Here is a 19,175-nt window from a genome sequence, read left to right on the forward strand (position 1 = left end):
AAAATGCATTCAGACACAATTCCGGTCCGCAAAGGGGAAGAACTGGACTTAACCAGGCTGCAGGAATACCTGCAGAAGAAGTTTCCGCAAATGCCGAATGTACCGCTTGGAATCGCACAATTTTCAGCAGGCCGTTCGAATTTGACCTATCAATTAAAAGCAGGTTCGTGGGAAGCAGTGCTCAGGCGCCCGCCGCTTGGCCCGGTTGCCCCGAAAGCGCATGACATGGGGCGCGAATTTCGCGTGCTGAAGGCGCTCCGGCCATTTTTCACACCGGCGCCGGAAGTGTTGCTTTTCGAGGAGGACCCGTCTGTGATCGGCGCTCCGTTTTTTCTCATGGAAAGAAAGCATGGTATTGTGCTTGACACCGCTTTTCCGCCGGGAGTGGAGCCGACAAAGGAGACGTGCCGGCGGATTTCCGGTATCATGGTTGACCGGCTTGTGGAACTGCATGCGATCCCATATGAAAAGACAGAGCTCCTTTCCATGTCAAAGCCGGATGGTTTTCTCGAACGCCAGGTGAACGGCTGGATTGAGCGCTACCTGCGTGCGAAGACGGATGAAATTCCGGAAGCAGAGCCGCTCATCCATTATTTGCGTGATCATATTCCGCCGCAACAAGGTGCAGCCGTGATTCATTATGATTATAAGCTGAATAACGCCATGTTTAACGAAGATTTTTCGGAAATGACTGGCCTGTTTGACTGGGAAATGGCGACCATCGGCGACCCGCTCGCAGATCTTGGCGCTGCGCTCAGCTACTGGACGGAAAAAGATGACCCGGATTTGATCAAAAATGGGCTCGGTGAACCGTCCGTCACGACGCTGGACGGCTTTATGACACGCCGCGAGTTTGTCGAAGCCTATGCGAAAAAAAGCGGGCGCGACGTCTCGAACATCGATTATTACTTGATTTTCGGTTACTTTAAGCTCGCCGGCATTTGCCAGCAAATCTACTACCGCTACAAACGCGGCCAGACACAAGACCAGCGTTTCGCCCATTTCGGCAACGTCGTCCGCAGCCTGATCCGTCACGCGGTGGAAGTGGCGGAGAGGGTTTAACGCAAGCGCTCCATAGCTGATTTAACGTAAAAGAAGGCGAATCTAGCATTTTCGCAGATGGATTCTTCTATAATATTGAAACAGCATTTACTGGCAAATCGGATACAAGCCAAAATCTGATTCGTTCAGTAAGCCCTAAATAAGATGCTCGTCAAAAATGTCGTCGACCTCCATTAGCGTAGAAAACCCGGGGGATCGACGACAAATTGTAAAAACGGGCAAGTCTTTGACACTATTGGTATTGCCTGGATTCCATTAGATGTTGAAGAGATTTTTTTGCGCAAGCAGGAAATTCCAGCAGTCATGGAGAAATGTTATAATATCAGTGAGTTTTTGGGGTTAGTATTTTACCTATGAGGAATTGAAACCTGTCTATTTTCAATGTGATTGAAATCTTTAATTTCCGTTAGTATTTTACCTATGAGGAATTGAAACTCGTATGCAACCAATTCCCCGACTCGACCGAGATCGTTAGTATTTTACCTATGAGGAATTGAAACCGCCTACACTGGCAGGGCTTTACCTCTCAATTCGCGTTAGTATTTTACCTATGAGGAATTGAAACTCTGTGTTTAGGTCATTTACCATAGCGGACAGATTTTGGTTAGTATTTTACCTATGAGGAATTGAAACATACATCACCGACCGGATGGGCTAATGTGCCGGTAGTTAGTATTTTACCTATGAGGAATTGAAACCTTTGGGTCTCTCGATCACGCAGTTAAAAATCAAAGTTAGTATTTTACCTATGAGGAATTGAAAAACACTCAATATATCCAGTCGGAATTTAATTTCTATTCTGAAAATATGTGCCGACTTGATTTTCATTCACCCGCTGGTGTCGCGTTCACTGCGGCACGGGCTTCTAATTGAATAAGAAATAAGTCACTTTCACAGTCTATTCCGCTGAATCAAATTTAATTCTGAAATCACGAACACACCTGTCATGCGAAACAAATTTTGCAATCGTAAAACAGGAAAAATCATCTGAAAAATCGTAAACTATTACTCGAAGGGAGATGGAGCTATGGAAGACTATTTGATGTACTTGAATGGTGGATGGACGGGGGAAGGACTGCCAAAAATCAAAGTGGACAACCCTGCGTCCGGCGAAGTGATTGCGACGATTCCAAAAGGCGGGGAAAAGGAAGCTAAGCTCGCTGTTGACGCGGCGCATGCGGCTTTTCCGGCGTGGGCGGCGCTTTCTGCCTATGAACGAAGTGCCTACCTCCGCACGTGGTTTGAACTGATCCGTCAACATGAAAACGAGCTTGCCAGGACGATGACCATTGAACAGGGCAAGCCGCTCAAGGAAGCACTCGGGGAAATGCGTTACGCAAATGGCTTTATCGAGTGGTTTGCCGAAGAAGGAAAGCGTGTGTATGGCGAAACGATTCCGGCATCCGCTACCAATAAACGCCTGTTTGTCCATAAACAGCCGGTCGGCGTTGTCGCGGCAATTACCCCGTGGAATTTCCCGGCTGCCATGATTACCCGCAAAGTTGCACCTGCGCTTGCTGCCGGCTGCACCGTTGTCATCAAACCGGCAAAGCAGACACCGCTTACTGCCTTGAAGCTTGCTGAGCTTGCTGCAAAAGCCGGCATTCCGAAAGGCGTCATGAATGTGATAACCGGGAGTGCGAAGGAAATCGGGGACACGTGGCTTGCCGATGAGCGTGTCCGCAAACTTACTTTTACCGGATCGACCGAAATCGGGAAAGAGCTGATGCGCGGTTCAGCTGACACGGTGAAAAAAGTGTCGCTGGAACTTGGCGGGCATGCACCGGTTATCATCACGAAACATGCGGATCTCGATAAAGCTGCTGAGGGCACGGTCGCTGCAAAATTCCGCAACGCCGGCCAGACTTGTGTATGCTCGAACCGCATATATGTACAGGAAGAAGTGTATGAAGCTTTTACCAAGAAATTCACAGAAAAAGTGAAAGCGCTCCGTGTCGGGGACGGACTTGCAGAAGGTACGGATATCGGGCCGCTGATTGACCGGAATGCGGTTGAAAAAGTAGAACACCACGTCAAAGACGCGGTGGAAAAGGGAGCTACCGTGGAAACAGGCGGCAGCGCGAAAGATGGGCTTTTCTTTGAACCAACTGTCATTTCCAATGTTACCGATGAGATGATATGCATGAAAGAAGAAACATTCGGGCCGCTTGCACCGGTAACGAAATTTACGGATATTGATGAAGCGATCCGGCGTGCCAATGATTCCATTTACGGTCTTGCTGCGTATGTATTTACGGAAAATATTTCGGAAGGCATTCAAATTGCAGAGGGGCTGGAGTATGGCATTGTCGGGCTGAACGACGGGCTCCCGTCCACCCCGCAGGCTCCATTCGGCGGTTTCAAGCAGAGCGGGCTCGGCAGGGAAGGCGGACGCTACGGCATCGAAGAATTTTTGGAAGTCAAATATATTTCACTTGGATTGTAATCTTCAAAAAAGCAGCGGGTGCAGGCCCGCCGCTTTTTTTACACATCAAAAAATTTTAGTCAGAAAATCTTACAAAAGTAAAAAACAATTCAAATTTTAATGTTATAATAAATTTTGTAAATACATACAACATTATGCTATTATTTGAGTAGATTTGAAAATTGAAAAAACAGGGGGGAAAAAGATGAAGAAATTTGCGGCATCCGTGCTTGCATTGATTCTTGTTTTGGCACTTTCGGCATGCGGATTAAGCAAAACCAGCAGCGGCACGGAGACGAAAAAAACGATCAAAGTCGACACGAACGCTGCGTATGCGCCGTTTGAATACATGGATAAAGGGCAGATTATCGGCTTTGACGTCGATGTCATGAATGCCCTCGCCAAAGAATCCGGCTACAGGGTCCAGTTGAAAAACATCGGCTGGGATCCTTTGTTTGTCGAAGTGAAAAACAAATCGGCGGATATGGCCATTTCCTCGATTACGATCACGAAAGAACGCGCGCAGACGTATGATTTTTCGGTGCCGTATTTCCTGTCGACGAACGAAATTTTAGTACCGGAAAAGAGCGATATTAAAAGCGCGGCGGATTTAAAAGGCAAGACTGTCGCCGTCCAAAGCGGAACGACCGCCCAGGAAGTATTGGAAGGCTTGTTTGGAAAAAATAACAAAAACATTAAAAAGTTCAAGCAAAACACAACGGCCATCATGGATTTGGTCGAAGGCGGATCCGATGCGGTCGTTGCGGATAATACGGTTGTGGAGGAATACGCGAAAAACAACCCGGACAAAAAGCTGAAAGTCATCAAAGATACGAAGGCGTTCCCTGCCGAATATTACGGCCTGATGTTCCCGAAAGGCAGCAAACTGAAAGCGGATTTCGACAAAGCGATCAATAAAATTTACGACAACGGCACCTACACCAAAATCTATAAAAAATGGTTCAAAACCGAACCGGATATTCAAAAACTGAAAGCCCAGCAGAAATAATTTTTCAAGTGCAGCCGGTGCGCGCCGGCTGCTTCATAAACTGTATATTGCGTAACTTAAGGTTGCGCAATTTTGGCCTAGGGAGGAAACACATGGATATTCGCTTTGATATCATCATCGAATATTTGCCGTATTTGTTGAAAGGAACGCTTTTAACGATCGGGCTTTCCGTGGCGGGTATATTGTTCGGTATGCTTTTAGGGCTCTTGATCGGGCTCGGGGAAATGATACGGAATAAAATCCTCGCTCTCCCGTTCCTGTGCTATGTCGGGTTTTTCCGCGGAACGCCGCTGTTTGTGCAAATTTTGATCGTCAACTTCGGCGCTGTGCCGCTATTTTTAGGGAAAACGAACGGGATTGTCGCCGGGGTGATTGCCCTTTCGCTTAACTCAGCCGCGTATGTGGCGGAAATTTTGCGGGGCGGCGTGCAGTCCATCGAAAAAGGGCAGATGGAAGCAGCCCGTTCGCTTGGGCTCAGCCATGTACAGGCAATGCGCTATGTCATTCTGCCTCAGGCTTTTAAAAGGATGATCCCGCCGCTTGGCAATGAATTTATCGTACTCATTAAGGATTCATCGCTCGTATCCGTTATTGCCGCACCTGAAATTGTATATTGGGCGCAGGCGATGGAAACGCAGTATTACCGGGTTTGGGAGCCGTATCTGACAGCTGCCTTCCTTTATCTCGTTTTGACGCTTTCCCTCAGCTTCCTTTTACGCTTCATAGAAAGAAGGTTGGCAACAGAATGATCAAAGTGGTGAATTTGAAAAAATCTTTCGGGGATAACGAGGTGCTGAAAAACATCAATGTCGAGATCAAACCGCAGGAAGTGGTCGTCGTCATCGGCCCGTCCGGTTCGGGGAAATCGACTTTCCTGCGCTGCATCAATCTGCTTGAGACGATCACAGACGGCCATGTATACATAGAAGGTGTTGATATCGCGGATAAGTCGACGAATATCAATAAAATCCGCACAGAAGTCGGCATGGTGTTCCAGCAGTTTAATCTTTTTCCACATATGACCGTTCTGGAAAACATTACCCTTTCTCCAATCAAGGTGCGGAAGCTTTCAAAAGAAGCAGCAAAGCAGAAGGCGCTTGAACTTTTGCGCAAAGTTGGGCTCGAAGAAAAAGCGGACGCGTATCCGGATTCGTTATCGGGTGGGCAAAAGCAGCGGATTGCGATCGCCCGCGCGCTTGCGATGGAACCGAAAATCATGTTGTTTGATGAACCGACGTCTGCGCTTGACCCGGAAATGGTCGGGGAAGTGCTCGAAGTCATGAGGAGCCTGGCAAAAGACGGCATGACAATGGTCGTCGTCACGCATGAAATGGGCTTTGCCCGAGAAGTCGGGGACCGCGTCCTGTTTATGGACGGCGGCTATATTGTCGAAGAAAACACGCCGCAGGAACTGTTCGAAAACCCGCAGGAAGAACGGACAAAAGCATTCTTGAGCAAGGTGCTGTAAAAAGGGGCTGCCCCGAAAGCAGGATCCGAGGCTTTCGGAGCAGCCTTTTTGCATAGTGGGAAGAATGGCATGCTTACCACTACGGATCATTAACCCGGAATTAAAGCCATGATATGGTCTGAGAAGTCACAACAAGACCATTAGCAAAAAATGAAAGCCGTGTAATGATTCCGAGAATCCGCCTCGGGACCGAAAGCTTGGAATTGAAATGGTGTAATGGTTCTGAGACGCCACAACAAGACCATTAGCAAAAAATGAAAGCCGTGTGATGGTTCCGAGATGCCTCATCAAGACCGTTAACCAAGAACGAAAAGCGAGTTATGGTTCATAGAAGCCCTATTAGGACCAATTATCCCATTCACAGCTTAAAAAAATAAAAATTTATACCTGATAAGCCAAATGACCAGCGTAAATGTCGGAAACTCCCTGCAGTCACTTTACCAACACGCATCTGTCTTTGCCTTTTATCCGTTTTGCATTTTTAAACCCGCTGATGTTAATATTTTTCAGGACAACGTTTTTTGCCCGGTATTGGATGGCGATCACGGGATTACCTTTAAAATCGTAATCCGGGTCGCCGATTGCGGTGAGCCCGTTGATTACAACATTTTGGTATGCGGAAACGACGAGGCTGCGCGGTGTGGAATCTTTATATAAATCGGTAAAAACCGGTGCAATAGAGACAAGATTTGCCGCGACAATATGGTTGGCGCTTTTCGAATTGGCATCTTTCCCTTTATGGTGGCCGATGTGCCGGAAATTAAAAGAACGGTTGTCCCGGACCGAAAGATGGCCGTAAATATGGACATGGGAAGCGGCCGATGCATTGTGGTGGGCTTTGATTTCCACGCCGCCGAAGCAACCGGTTGTGGCGTTATTGCAAAGCCACACATAGCGGGAGCCGTCATCAATTTCAATGCCGTTGGAGTTGGAAAAACCTTCCGTATGGGCCCTGCCGCTCGGATGGAAGCAGTACGAGTTTGAAATAAAAATATAGTCGCTGTGGTGGGTTGTGATGCCATCATCTCCGAACCCGCTTGCAGTGATGCCGTCGAGCCATATATAACGGCTTCTCCCGGGGGCAAGGAACCCGTCGCCCAAATAATGATAGCGGGTGGATGACACATCAAAGCCGTGCAGGCCAGCATTGACAGCTTCCACGTTTTTCACCCAGCCGTACGTGACGTGAGCAAAAGTAAGGCAGCTCGACCGGTTGTTTCCGGCCGAAGTTTTTTCTGCTTGACCGAGCCTTTCCACATTCCAATCAAGCGTCAGGCCTTCTACGAGAATATGGTCATTGCCGTACCGGAAGTCGGCATTTTGGACGAGCCGCGTTTTTTTCGGCGCACCCGGGTGGAATTTGATCGTTGTAACACCTTTCCCGCGGCCGATCAGGCATGTCCATGAAGGAAGCTTGAGCCATTTGACGAGAAAAGTACCCGCGGGCACGATCACTTTTACCCGCCCGCTGCCGATTGCTTTTTGAAACGCCGTTGTACTGTCGGTTTTTCCGTCCCCGATCGCGCCGAAGTCAAGGATGTTCACTTCGCGATTGGCCGTTTCAAGGAGCCTATTGTATTCCTTGTCCAGTTCCGTTTTCCATTCAGGGTAAACAAGTCCGCTATCGTCTGCGAAGGTCTTGCATGGTCCAACAGGGTATTTCCGGTTCAAGAGCAGGTGCGAGAAGGAAAACGGCTTTGGAAAATTGGGATTGCAATACATCTGAAAAAGCTGCAGGTTTTCTTCAATCAGCCTGTTCAGTTGAAACGGCCGGCGGGAGAGTTGCCGCAGTAATGTTCCGTTTGTTCTTGGTTCGTGGTGTTTGTCCAAATGCATCATATTTTCACCTCGTCTTGCTTCCATTCAGCCATTTTTTCCTCCCTATGTCAATTTTCTGCATCATCCGGTCAAAAGAATGGGTCTTTTTTTCCTTGTCTGAATTTTTCGTTGACGAATAGCATAAGAAGGTATACAATAAACTTCAAGCTTATATGTTGTTATTTTCTTATCAAGAGAGGTGGAGGGAAGGGCCCTGTGAAGCCTCGGCAGCAGGTCCGAAAACGGGTACTGTGCCAATTCCTGCAGGTGGTGGCCTGAAAGATAAGAAGATTTCCCGGGAATGGATATCTTCTTACTTCAGGGTAAGAAGATTTTTGTCGTTTAATCCTTAGTAATCGAATAAGAAAGAAGGGAATAGAGTGGAGCAAACGCGGCTCACATATGAACAGTTTACGTCGGATCCGTTTGCAGCGTTCGTGCCGGAAGATAAAACAAAGGGTGCATTGGAAATTTTGCAGTGGGCATATGGCACGTACGGTAAATCAGTGGTATATGCGTGCAGCTTCGGCGCAGAAGGAATGGTGCTGATTGATCTCATTTCGAAAGTCAGAGAAGATGCGGATATCGTATTTTTGGATACGGACCTGCACTTTCCGCAAACTTACGAATTGATTGAAAAAGTGAAAAAGAAATATCCGGCTTTAAATATCCAAATGAAAAAACCGTCGCTTACGCTTGATGAACAGGCGGCGCAATACGGATCTGCCCTTTGGAAAAGGGATCCGGACCAATGCTGCTATATCCGGAAAATCAAGCCGCTTGAAGAAACGCTGCAGGGAGCGGCGGCCTGGATATCCGGCTTGCGGCGGGAGCAATCGCCGACAAGGGCGAAAACGAATTTTGTCAATAAAGATGAAAGGTTCCATTCGATTAAAATTTGCCCGCTGATTCATTGGACATGGGATGACGTTTGGAACTATATCAAGTCCCATCATCTTCCGTATAACGAATTGCATGACCAGGGATATCCGAGCATCGGCTGTTTCCCGTGCACACGTGCTGCTGGAAACAGCGACTCAAGAGCAGGAAGATGGGCGGGCTTTCATAAAACCGAATGCGGGCTGCATACGGTTCAGAAAAAATAAGGCTGCCAGGTGGTGCTGCGGCAAAAACGGCCATCCCTTCTAAGCCGCTGCTACAGCCACTCCGGGAGAAGTGGGCGCATAAACCAAACCAACCAGTTATCCGATTAAGTTTAAAGCAGGTGAAGAAATGAGAAAAGTATATTTAGTCGGGGCAGGGCCCGGCGATCCGGAACTGATCACAGTGAAAGGATTGCGCATGATCCGGGAAGCGGATGTCATTTTATATGACCGCCTGGTGAATCCGGATCTGTTAAAAGAAGCAAGGCCGGATGCGGAACTCGTCTACTGCGGGAAAAAGCCGGACGCCCATACGATGTCGCAGGATACGATCAACCACCTGCTTGTGAAGTTTGCCAACCAAGGCAAAACTGTTGTCCGTTTAAAAGGCGGCGATCCGTTTATATTCGGCAGAGGCGGGGAGGAGGCGGAAGTACTGGTGCAAAAGCATATTCCGTTTGAAATCGTTCCGGGGATTACGTCCGGTTCCGCCGTGCCCGCCTATGCCGGCATTCCGCTCACCCACCGCGGGCTCAGTACATCCGTTGCTTTTATCGCGGGCGTCACGAAAAAAGGCGAAGACCTTGATGCATACTGGTCCAAATATGCGGGAATTGATACACTTTGCATTTATATGGGCGTGAAAAATCTGCCGCTCATCTGTGCGCAACTGATAAAGCACGGCAAATCGCCGGATATGCCGGCTGCACTTATCCGCTGGGGCACGACAGAAAAACAGGAAACCGCGGTCGGCACGCTTGGAAATTTAAGTGAAAAGGCGGACGGGCTGCGCAACCCATCGCTTTTGATCATCGGAGAAGTGGTAAAACTGCGCGATGAGTTGAAATGGTTTGAACAGCTTTCCGCTGCTCCGGCCTGTACCGGGTGAACGGGTATGAAACAAGGTGTTTTATATGTCAGCCACGGCAGCCGTGTGCCCGAAACCGCCCGGGAAGCAACAGCGGCAATCCGGCAAGCGATGGCACAGGTGGATGCGGATCTCCAGGAAATTTGTTATCTGGAAATTGCGGAACCGGATATTGCAGCAGGGATTGATGCGCTTGTCCGGGGCGGCGCAGGGCGAATCGCCGTTGTGCCGGTATTGCTGCTGAGTGCCGGGCATTATTATGAGGATATCCCGCGTGCGATCCGGGAAGCGAAACGACGTTATCCGCATATTGTGTTTACGTACGGCCGCCCGCTCGGCGTCGGGGACCGGATCACCGGAATTCTGGCGGAAAATATTTTGGAAACCGGCATGCCTCCGGGTGCCTGGATTCTGCTGGTCGGACGCGGCAGCCGCAATCCGGAAACACTGTGCGATTTTGCAAAAATTGCGGACGGACTGCGCGTGCAACTGGGGGCAGAACAGATCAAAACGGCTTATTTGGCGGTGCTTGAGCCCCGTTTTGATGAGGCGCTGAAGGAGCTGGCCGTGGCCGGGCGCCCGGTGGTTGTGGCCCCATATCTTTGGTTCACCGGCGTGCTCGTCCGGTCGCTGGAAAAGAAAGTGGGCATGCTGAAGCGGGAAGGATATGATATCCGGCTGGCACGGTATCTCGGCTGTCACCCGGATATGGCGGACGCATTGGCCGCCCGGGCAAAGGAAGCGTTGGGTGCAGAGGCTTTTATTTGAGATTCCGGGACCTTTTTTGCCCCCGGAAAGCCTGGGGGAAGCCTGCGGCGTTTTCTATTGTGAACCCCTCCCTTATTTGGGGGAGATGCAGTTTAAAAAATGCCTGGGTGCGGTGTTTCAATGTGCGTACCGGCACTTTTTTGGGCCCGATCAGCCTGAAAGATGCCCGCGGTCCGGCGCTCCATTGCGCATGCCGGCACTTGCCCGGTTCCGGCTCCCCAGGAAACGCTGGAAAGGGAGCGTACGGGCACATTCACGAAAATGGCAGGAAGCACGAGGCGTTTCTGCACCGGATAAACTGGAAAGGAGATCAGGAATGGTTTGGGTACCGGTTATGGTCAATTTAGACGGGAAGCAGGCTGTGGTCATCGGCGGCGGAAAAGTGGCGGCACGTAGATTCCGGCTCTTGCAGGAAGCGGGGGCATGCGTTACAGTCGTAAGCCCGCACCTGAACGATGAATTGCAGGTTTTGGCGCAACAACACGCGTTCATTTGGAAACAGAAAACATTCGAACCGGAAGACATCCGGGGAGCCGATGTGGTTGTTGCAGCGACAAATGATCCGGAGACAAACAGCCGGATTGTTGCCCATGCCCCGGCCCAAGCCCTCGTGAACGATGCCGGCCGTGCGGGAAGCGGCAACCTTGCTTTTCCGGCGTTTTTCCAAAAGGGCAGGCTTTCTATCAGTGTCTCTACAGCCGGGGCAAGCCCGAAACTGGCTTCCCGCATTGTAAATGAATTATCCGGGCATTATGATACGAACTACGCCCAATATGTGGATTTTTTATACGAGTGCCGCCAGCTTCTGAAGCAGCCGCAGTTTTCTGCATCGGAAAAAAGCGAGTGGCTGGAAAAGCTGCTTGGAGAAGCATACCGCAAGCCTGAAAAACAGCAGGAAGCCTTGTCTTTCTTTCGCAGCCGCATGTAAGGGACTGCCCGCTGAAAAACGAATGAAGATTAGCGCGCATCTTTGGGAAATCAGCCGGTGTGCCCGGCGAAAAACTTGGCAAGCCCGTTTGCAACCCGGAATGGCTTCCGTTACAATAGGGTTAAAATTTTCACAAAAAGGAGTGTCGCCTTCATGTCATTGGAAGATGTCAAAGCTTATTTTAAGCAGTGGGACCGGGAAGAAGATGTGCTCGTCCTGCCGTCATCAGGCGCAACGGTTGAACTTGCAGCTGAGGCGCTGCACATGGAACCGGAACGGATTGCAAAAACGCTTGCGTTCAGGGGTACCGGTGGGGAAGAAGCCCTTCTTGTTGTCACCGCGGGAGATGCGAAAATCGACAATAAAAAATTCCGGCAAACATTCGGCGGGAAAGCGCGGATGCTGTCACCGGAAGAAACGCTTGAGCATACCGGCCATGCTGTCGGCGGCGTCTGCCCGTTCGGTTTGAAAAAAGATTTGCCGGTCTATATGGACGTCTCACTCAAACGGTTCACGACCGTATTTCCGGCATGCGGGAGCGGCAACTCGGCAATTGAATTGACCTGCGAAGAATTGTATACATACGGGAAGGCCGAAAAATGGGTGGACGTCTGCAAAGGATGGGAACCGGCGGAAGATTACCAGCATGCAGCCGGGACCGGCGCCTTAACGGATCCGCAATAATCTGCTTGCCGCTTCAGACTTGCCTTTGAGACGGAAAGGGGTCCCGGGTACGCGCCGGAAAATGCTTGATATATAATTAGGGCTTCCTGAATAAGCAAAATTCCTAGATTTGGCAAGGATGCTGACAGCTTTGGCATAAATTTAATGCGAGGCCTTCGTTTTTGCTTGCTTTCTTAATGTAGACGCGCCTTATGTGAAGGAAGGCCATCTTTTTTTCGTGCTTTCTTAACGTAGACGGGCTCTATGTTAAGAAAGGCCGTCAATTTTTCGTACTTCCTTAACGTAGACGCCCTCTATGTGAAGAAAGACCTTCAATTTTCCGTGCTTCCTTAACATAGACGGGCTCTATGTGAAGAAAGGTCATCTTTTTTTCGTGCTTCCTTAACGTAGACGGGCTCTATGTTAAGAAAGGCCGTCAATTTTTCATGCTATCTTAACGTAGACGCGCCCTATGTGAAGGAAGGCCGTCTTTTTTCGTGCTATCTTAACGTAGACGCGTTCTATGTGAAGAAAGACCTTCAATTTTCCGTGCTTCCTTAACGTAGACGTACTCTATGTGAATAAAGCTTGATAGCGGATTCAATATATAGAGAAGACAGAATCGCATTTTCAAAGATGAATTTTTCTAGAGATTACTAACAAATTGGGCACAAACGCAGAATTGGATTTGTTCGGCAAGTCCTAACTTAAGTTCATATGATATAGACAAAAACGGCGGGACACACGATCGTGTTTTCCCGCCGTTTTTGTGGTGGATTCACATATGCTGCTTTGATTTAATCATGGTACTTTTCGGCAATGGCGTTGGCGGCAACAATGGCATTGTACACATCTTCAGGCGTAACCGGGAATGGTTCGTTGCCCATTGTGTCATCATCGGCACAAGCATCTTCCGCCACTTTTCGCCATTCGGCTTCTACAAATTCTTCCACGCCGAGGTCCTTCAGTGTTAGCGGCAGGCCGACTGCTTTGATAAAGCGGATGACAGTTTCAAGCTCTTCTTTCGGTGCATTTTCAAGGACGAGCTGTGCGAGCAGGCCAAATGTCACTTTTTCGCCGTGCTGTGCACGATGGAGGGCAGGGACAGCGGTCATGCCGTTATGGATGGCGTGTGCTGCGGCAAGGCCGCCGGATTCCGCCCCGACACCGCTCAAATAGATGGTCGCTTCAATGGTATCCTGCACTGCACGGGTTGGCACTTTGTTTTTCACGGCTTCCACTGCTTTTACGCCGTTTTCGAGAATCGTTTCGTAGCAAGTGCGGGCAATGGCCAGGCCGGTGAGGGATGGCTTCATTAAAACAAGGTTGTCGCCGTTTGCCGCGTAGCAGGCGCGCGCTTCAAAATAAGTGGCAAGCGCGTCCCCGATCCCGGCGGCGAAAAAGCGGACCGGTGCTGCAGCTAAAATTTCCGTGTCTGCGAGCACGACATCCGGATTGCTCGGCAGGAACAAGTAACGGTCAAAAGCGCCGTCTTCTTTGTAAAGAACGGCAAGGGCCGTGCACGGTGCGTCAGTGGAGGCAATCGTCGGAAAAATGACAACCGGAAGTTTTTCATAATAAGCGGTTGCTTTTGCGGTATCAAGCGTTTTTCCGCCGCCGATGCCGACAATGACATTGGCGCCTGCTTCACGTGCAAGCCGGCGGTTACGGTCTACTTCTTCCTGGGTGGTTTGATAATTGAACTGTTCGAAAGTTGCTTTCCCGCCGCCTTCCCGGACAGATTTTCCGGCTTCTTCTTTTGCGCGGCCGAGGATGAATTCGTCACAAATCACATAGGCATTGTCGCCCAAATCTTTTATGTACGCATATAAATTGGCAAGCAGGCCGTTCCCTACGATAAACTTTTTCGGCGATGTAACGGATTTTACAGGAATTTTCATAACATGTACTGCCTCCTAAAATTTTTTTCTTTCTACACTCTCATTATATTAAAAATGTAAGCGGAAACCAAGGTAAAAGATGTGAAAATAAGATCATCCGATGTTATAAAAAAACAAATAAATATGATGATTGAAAACGCGTTCAAAAAATTTTATAATATTGTTATACAACAGTGCTGGTTTTTAAACAGCAAGGGGAAACAGGGAGAAAATGAAAATGGGAGGGGAGTCCATGAACGTGCCATTGGTGTTGACGGAATTTCTGGATCGCGCGGTGCTTTTGTACGGCGGGAAAACAGCGGTGTATTGCGGGGACCGGGCGTTTACATACCGGGAGCTGAACGGAAGGGTGAACCGGCTGTCGTACGGGTTAAAAAATCTTGGCATTGAAAAAGGGGATCGGGTGGCCTATCTCGCGCCGAATACAGTGGAAATGCTGGAAGGCTTTTACGGGATTTTCCAGCTGGGGGCGGTGATGGTGCCGCTGAATATCCGGCTGACCCCGGAAGACTACCGGTTTATTTTAAATCACAGCGGATCGAAAGTATTGTTTGTGGACCAGGAGATGTACCATTTGATCGAGCCGGTAAAGGATGAGCTTGAAACGGTGGAGCAAATTATTATCCACTATAAAGAGGATAACTGTGCTGAAATTGATTATGACCGCTGGCTGGACAGATTTCCGCCGGATCCGTTCCCGCGTGCCGGCCTCGATGAAAACGATGTGTGCAGCCTGCTTTATACGAGCGGGACGACCGGAAATCCTAAGGGCGTGATGCTTACCCACCGCAATAATTATTTGCATGCATTAAGCGCGATGCACCATTTGCGCGTTACGGACCGCGATGTCTATTTGCATGTGCTCCCGATGTTCCATGTAAACGGATGGGGCTCGCCGTTTTACTATACAGCAAACGGGGCGACCCATGTCTGCCTCCGCAAACCGTCGGCGGAAGCCATTTTCACGGAAATCATCAGGCATAATGTGACGGTGGTGCATATGGCGCCAACTGTGCTGAACAGCCTGTTGCAGTACAACGCGGAACACCATCCCGCTATTGAACAGGACGTGCGTGTTGTCATCGCCGGAGCTGCACCGCCGCCCGCATTTGTGGAACGCGTGGAAAAAGAACTCGGCTGGGAATTCATCCAGGTGTACGGCATGACGGAGTCAACACCGCTCACCCTTGTATCTGTCATTCGTTCGCAGCTTGGCGGGCTGGACCGTGATACACAATTGCGGTTGCGGGCGAAAGCCGGGTTTCCGATGATCGGAAGCGATGTCCGGGTTTTACGGGAAAATGACGAAGAAGTGGCCCATGACGGGAAAGAAATCGGCGAGGTCACGGTAAGAGGCCATGGTGTTATGCTCGGATACTGGAAAAACCCGGAAGAAACGATGAAAACGATCCGGAACGGGCGGCTCTATACAGGGGATATGGCGACCGTTGATGAATACGGCTATATCGATATCGTCGACCGTAAAAAAGACATTATTATCAGTGGCGGAGAGAATATATCCTCTATAGAAGTGGAAGGAGTGCTGTATGAGCATCCGGCTGTCCTTGAAGCAGCGGTGATTGCTGTTCCACATGAAAAATGGGGGGAGACCCCGCATGCGTTTGTCGTCCGGAAAGCAGATGCGGCCGCAACAGAAGAAGACATCATCCGTTTTTCAAGGGAAAGGCTTGCCCATTTCAAAGCCGTGACGGGTGTGACATTTGTGGATGAGTTGCCGAAAACGGCATCTGGCAAAATCCAGAAAGTCCGCCTGCGCAATGAATACTGGGAAAAGCTCGGGAAAACAGAGCGGTTTGTAAATTAGGGCTTGCTGAACGAATCCGATTCTGCGTTTGTCCCAATTGATCAGCAAGCTCAGAAGAATCTATCTACGACAATGCGTGATTCTGTCTTCTCTAATACGTTGAATCAGCTTTCGAGTGCAAGCTTTTCCCTCGATTTTTTATAAAACGCTTGCATTTAAATTTTGAATAAAGTTGTCAGCCTCCTTTCCAATTTAGAAATTTTGCTTACTCAGCAAGCCCTAATGAACATGTCTGAAACAGATCCGGCAAAACGCAAGGCCGCCGAAAAGCACAGGACAACGCGTTACATTTCGGCGTAAAACAGAGGAAAACATTTCACATCCATGCCCCTTGCTTCAGCGATGAGGCGGGGGGCGTTGGAGGAATCGCCATAAACGATTTCAGCAGCTGCAGACGGCAAATTTTAACCGAATTGCCCTTTCTTATCCTTTGACTGATGGTTTCTTTTGGACAGAAATACAGTATAATAGGATAAAAGACCTATATCAAAGGGGCAAATCCATTGAAAAATGGAGACGCAAAACTACAGGGGCTACCGGTTTTCTAACCATGCCAGCCAGTTGCTAATGCGCAGTGAAAAGCCGAAGTTTGGCCTTTGTTTTCGTTTGCAAGTTCCCCGGAGATTGATCAGAAAGGCGGGGCGGAAATGGGCAGGAAAATCGAGACATTGGAAGATTTTAAAAGAATCCTTTATCTTTGGATCAGCCCGCTTTTGATCGCTGCCCTTGCGATTTACAATTTGGTCCCTCACACAGGCACCCGTACAGCTTTATTTTATCTCGCCACGACGCGGATCCTGATTGCCTGGAACGCTCTGTTTCTCATCTGCATGGTTTTCAAGCGTTATTTCCGCTTGTTTGACTATGTGAATCTCGTGATCCTCACGGTTTATTATCTTGCCATCGTGATGGACTGTGTTTTTCAATACATGGTTCCGGGAAAAGAGGGAGCCATCGGAATTTCGATCATTTGGAGCCCGCTTCTATTTCTCTATATTTTTATCACGTTGAAAAAGCGGAACGGGATCATTTATTCGCTCGCTTTGTTCGTGACTACGCTTCTGATCGGAATGCCGCGGTTCCGCCATTTTTCCTTTGACTATAAAATATCCATGCTGATCTTTTACCTTGCCAATCTCGTCTATATCGCCATCTTTTGCATTTCTCATTATCTCTTAAAAGTATTTAGAGAATTGGAAGAGGAAAAGAAAAAGGCTTATTCGGACATGTTGACCGGGATTGCCAACCGACGCCAGGTGCAGGCATGGCTGGATGCTGCGGTTAAACACGCGGACAAAACCGGCACATCATTTTCCGTGATTTTTTTCGATATCGACTATTTTAAACAGGTGAATGACCAGTTCGGGCACCAGACAGGAGATGAGGTGCTGAAGGAATTTGTCCGTCTTTCCTCCCGGGTGATTTCAGCGAATGATTACATCGGACGCTGGGGCGGTGAAGAATTCATCATCATTACAAAGGATGAATTGCCCCAGGCAGAGGAACTGGCGGAATATTTGAAAGCAAGCATTAGCCGCCATTCATTTGGGCATGCGGGAAAGCTGTCCGCAAGTTTCGGTGTGACTGCATATACACCGGGGGATACAGCAGAAACCATTGTAAGGCGGGTGGACGAAGGGCTGTACAAGTCGAAGGGTCAGGGCAGAAACCGGATTACGGTGCTGTAAGGCAGGGAAAAGGCGGATTTTCTTCATTGCATGTGGCGAACATTTAGCTGGCGGGTTTGCAATCAAAAAACCGTATGACAGCGGTAGTCCATTTAATTAACAGACTTGCTGCTCATAAACTGGGGTATGCGATTTGGCATGGAGAGTGCCTATAACCGCGGACGAACCTCAAAATTTGCAAAATCACTACGCGAGGCAGGGCATACGTTTGCGGCGGCACACTTCCGCTTGCGGAGCCTAAGCGGGGACTGCCATTTAGAAGTTCGCCGGTTTGCCCTGCCAGATGCTTTTTATACGGCGTATATATAATTTTCCATAAATGCATAAACCTGCTCGGCATCCGGTGGCTGTATGTTCAGCCGTTTTTCACAGGCTTCCAAATACGGCTTGAGCGTGCTGTCGCTTTTTGCCTCCTCGAGCGTAAGGCTGCCCTGTACGAGGCGGATTGCCGCTTCTTTTACCGTGTTATCATCCGTTTGAAACAAAAGATATGCCAAGCAACTGTACCGATCCATTGTTCTGCCTCCCGGAACCTTTTTATTCCCTTTTCGATAAAAGCGGCAAAAATTCCTGCAAATTTGCAAAAAAAGAAACAAAAAAGCAAGACCGGTGCGACAGGCCTTGCCTTATGATGCTATTTTAATCCGATATATTTTTTGGCGTTTCCATCCGGGGTGCGAGGCGCATCCTTTCTGGGAGCAACGAAATGGCAATTGCAGCCAGAATCAGGGCGCCGCCGAGAAAGAAGCGGCCGTTCAGGTTTTCATGGAGCAAAAGCCAGCCGAGAAAAGAGCCGGTGACAGGCTGCAAAAACATAAACAGTGACCCGCTGCCGGCCTCTACCATTTCAAGCCCTTTGTTCCACAAGAAGAAAGCGCCGGCTGTAGAGATGACGCCGAGATACAAAATACCTGCCATCCCCCAAAAACCGCCCGATGATACAGGCCAGGCCATCATGGCTTCGCGGGCGGCAAAAGGCGTTGTAAACAGCAGCCCGAACAAAATGGCATATGTTGTAATGGTTAACGAATCCATTTTCCAGGAAGCCACTTTTACATAAACGGACAGAAGTGCCCATGTAATCATCGCTCCAGCCAGAATCAGGCTGCCCCAAAAATAGGTTTGCACGTGAATGTCCCAGCCGATCACGATGACAACGCCCGCGGATGCGGTAATCAGCGCCAGTATTTTGCGCGCGGTCAATTTTTCTTTTAAAATGAAGCGCGCGAATATCACGATAAAAACCGGAGAAGCGGATGTAATGATCGCGCCGGTATGGGCGTCCGCTTTTTGCGTCCCGATAAACTGCATGGCAACGGATGCAAAATAGCCGATAAACCCGATCCAGGCGAGCAGCAGCCAGTCTTTTTTTGTAAGGCTTACCTTTTCCTTTTTCTTTCTGCCGGCATGCAATATCGCGTACAGTGCGGCAAAACCGATCATATACCGCAGCCATAAAAGCGTAAGCGGCGGTACGAAGTTTAAGACATATTTACTGACCACATACATCCCGCCCCAGATGCCGGATGCAAGTGCGAGGCAAAGTGCACCTGCCCATTTGTTTTTCACAGTCATCAACCTCCGTCTTTATTTTTTATCTAACAGCCAGACGGGGGTTTTGAAGCGGCTGTTCGTCCCCCGCATCAGGA

16 protein-coding genes, 1 CRISPR repeat array and 2 riboswitches are annotated in these 19,175 nt (G+C 49.1%); of the genes, 12 read left to right on the top strand and 4 right to left on the bottom strand.

Annotation, left to right across the window (positions count from 1 at the left end):
* Positions 1–3: 3 nt before the first annotated feature.
* From NFR98_RS09050 to NFR98_RS09070, 5 genes are all read left to right on the top strand, one after another.
* On the top strand, positions 4–1,062 hold the full coding sequence (locus tag NFR98_RS09050) for a phosphotransferase family protein (RefSeq protein WP_017550718.1): 1,059 nt from the start codon (positions 4–6) through the stop codon (positions 1,060–1,062).
* A gap of 338 nt (positions 1,063–1,400) precedes the next feature.
* Positions 1,401–1,825: a CRISPR direct-repeat array (repeat unit 30 nt; unit sequence GTTAGTATTTTACCTATGAGGAATTGAAAC).
* Between the two features lie 264 nt (positions 1,826–2,089).
* Positions 2,090–3,508, top strand: coding sequence for an NAD-dependent succinate-semialdehyde dehydrogenase (locus NFR98_RS09055; protein ID WP_026685137.1), 1,419 nt, complete (start codon positions 2,090–2,092; stop codon positions 3,506–3,508).
* Between the two features lie 184 nt (positions 3,509–3,692).
* A complete protein-coding gene (locus NFR98_RS09060) occupies positions 3,693–4,496 on the top strand; it encodes a basic amino acid ABC transporter substrate-binding protein (protein WP_026685138.1) in 804 nt (267 codons plus the stop codon).
* 92 nt (positions 4,497–4,588) lie between these two features.
* Positions 4,589–5,245 carry an amino acid ABC transporter permease gene (locus tag NFR98_RS09065; RefSeq protein WP_017553191.1) on the top strand — a complete coding sequence of 219 codons (657 nt, stop codon included), beginning with the start codon at positions 4,589–4,591 and terminating at the stop codon, positions 5,243–5,245.
* Positions 5,242–5,964 carry an amino acid ABC transporter ATP-binding protein gene (locus NFR98_RS09070; protein WP_017553192.1) on the top strand — a complete coding sequence of 241 codons (723 nt, stop codon included), beginning with the start codon at positions 5,242–5,244 and terminating at the stop codon, positions 5,962–5,964. The genes NFR98_RS09065 and NFR98_RS09070 overlap by 4 nt, the downstream gene beginning before the upstream one ends.
* A 432-nt stretch (positions 5,965–6,396) precedes the next feature.
* Here the strand turns inward: NFR98_RS09070 and NFR98_RS09075 are convergent, their stop codons facing one another.
* Positions 6,397–7,827, bottom strand: coding sequence for a glycosyl hydrolase family 28-related protein (locus NFR98_RS09075; RefSeq protein WP_230951712.1), 1,431 nt, complete (start codon positions 7,825–7,827; stop codon positions 6,397–6,399).
* Positions 7,828–7,966: 139 nt separating this feature from the next.
* A riboswitch (SAM riboswitch) is annotated at positions 7,967–8,071 on the top strand.
* Between the two features lie 91 nt (positions 8,072–8,162).
* On the opposite strand from NFR98_RS09075, the gene NFR98_RS09080 reads away from it, so the two are divergent.
* The 5 genes from NFR98_RS09080 to NFR98_RS09100 all read left to right on the top strand — a co-directional run bounded on the left by NFR98_RS09080 (position 8,163) and on the right by NFR98_RS09100 (position 12,133).
* Complete coding sequence (locus NFR98_RS09080; RefSeq protein WP_026685141.1) at positions 8,163–8,888, top strand: phosphoadenylyl-sulfate reductase; 726 nt, start codon at positions 8,163–8,165, stop codon at positions 8,886–8,888.
* 127 nt (positions 8,889–9,015) lie between these two features.
* Positions 9,016–9,774 carry a uroporphyrinogen-III C-methyltransferase gene (cobA, locus tag NFR98_RS09085; RefSeq protein ID WP_017553195.1) on the top strand — a complete coding sequence of 253 codons (759 nt, stop codon included), beginning with the start codon at positions 9,016–9,018 and terminating at the stop codon, positions 9,772–9,774.
* Positions 9,775–9,780: 6 nt separating this feature from the next.
* Positions 9,781–10,521 carry a sirohydrochlorin chelatase gene (locus NFR98_RS09090; protein WP_026685142.1) on the top strand — a complete coding sequence of 247 codons (741 nt, stop codon included), beginning with the start codon at positions 9,781–9,783 and terminating at the stop codon, positions 10,519–10,521.
* 316 nt (positions 10,522–10,837) lie between these two features.
* Entirely contained in the window at positions 10,838–11,449 is a 612-nt protein-coding gene (locus tag NFR98_RS09095) for an NAD(P)-binding protein (RefSeq protein WP_026685143.1), read from the top strand.
* Positions 11,450–11,602: 153 nt separating this feature from the next.
* Complete coding sequence (locus tag NFR98_RS09100) at positions 11,603–12,133, top strand: YbaK/EbsC family protein (protein ID WP_017553198.1); 531 nt, start codon at positions 11,603–11,605, stop codon at positions 12,131–12,133.
* Positions 12,134–12,909: 776 nt separating this feature from the next.
* Here the strand turns inward: NFR98_RS09100 and NFR98_RS09105 are convergent.
* Entirely contained in the window at positions 12,910–14,013 is a 1,104-nt protein-coding gene (locus tag NFR98_RS09105; protein WP_017550705.1) for a glycerol dehydrogenase, read from the bottom strand.
* A gap of 232 nt (positions 14,014–14,245) precedes the next feature.
* Between NFR98_RS09105 and NFR98_RS09110 the strand changes: the two genes are divergently transcribed.
* Together NFR98_RS09110 and NFR98_RS09115 are read left to right on the top strand one after the other, a co-directional pair.
* The gene (locus NFR98_RS09110; protein WP_026685144.1) at positions 14,246–15,838 is read left to right on the top strand and encodes a long-chain-fatty-acid--CoA ligase; all 1,593 of its coding nucleotides are present in this window, start codon (positions 14,246–14,248) and stop codon (positions 15,836–15,838) included.
* A 483-nt stretch (positions 15,839–16,321) separates the two neighbouring features.
* Positions 16,322–16,407, top strand: a riboswitch (cyclic di-GMP riboswitch).
* 78 nt (positions 16,408–16,485) lie between these two features.
* A complete protein-coding gene (locus NFR98_RS09115; RefSeq protein WP_026685145.1) occupies positions 16,486–17,526 on the top strand; it encodes a GGDEF domain-containing protein in 1,041 nt (346 codons plus the stop codon).
* 290 nt (positions 17,527–17,816) lie between these two features.
* Here the strand turns inward: NFR98_RS09115 and NFR98_RS09120 are convergent, their stop codons facing one another.
* Both NFR98_RS09120 and NFR98_RS09125 read right to left on the bottom strand, forming a co-directional pair.
* Positions 17,817–18,041 (bottom strand): hypothetical protein, encoded by a 225-nt coding sequence (locus NFR98_RS09120; protein ID WP_026685146.1) that lies wholly within the window; start codon positions 18,039–18,041, stop codon positions 17,817–17,819.
* Positions 18,042–18,165: 124 nt separating this feature from the next.
* Positions 18,166–19,095, bottom strand: a complete 930-nt coding sequence (locus NFR98_RS09125; protein WP_026685147.1) for a DMT family transporter — start codon at positions 19,093–19,095, stop codon at positions 18,166–18,168.
* Positions 19,096–19,175: the final 80 nt, after the last annotated feature.

The organism is Weizmannia agrestimuris (assembly GCF_943193165.1).
GTDB lineage: Bacteria > Bacillota > Bacilli > Bacillales > Bacillaceae_C > Weizmannia > Weizmannia faecalis.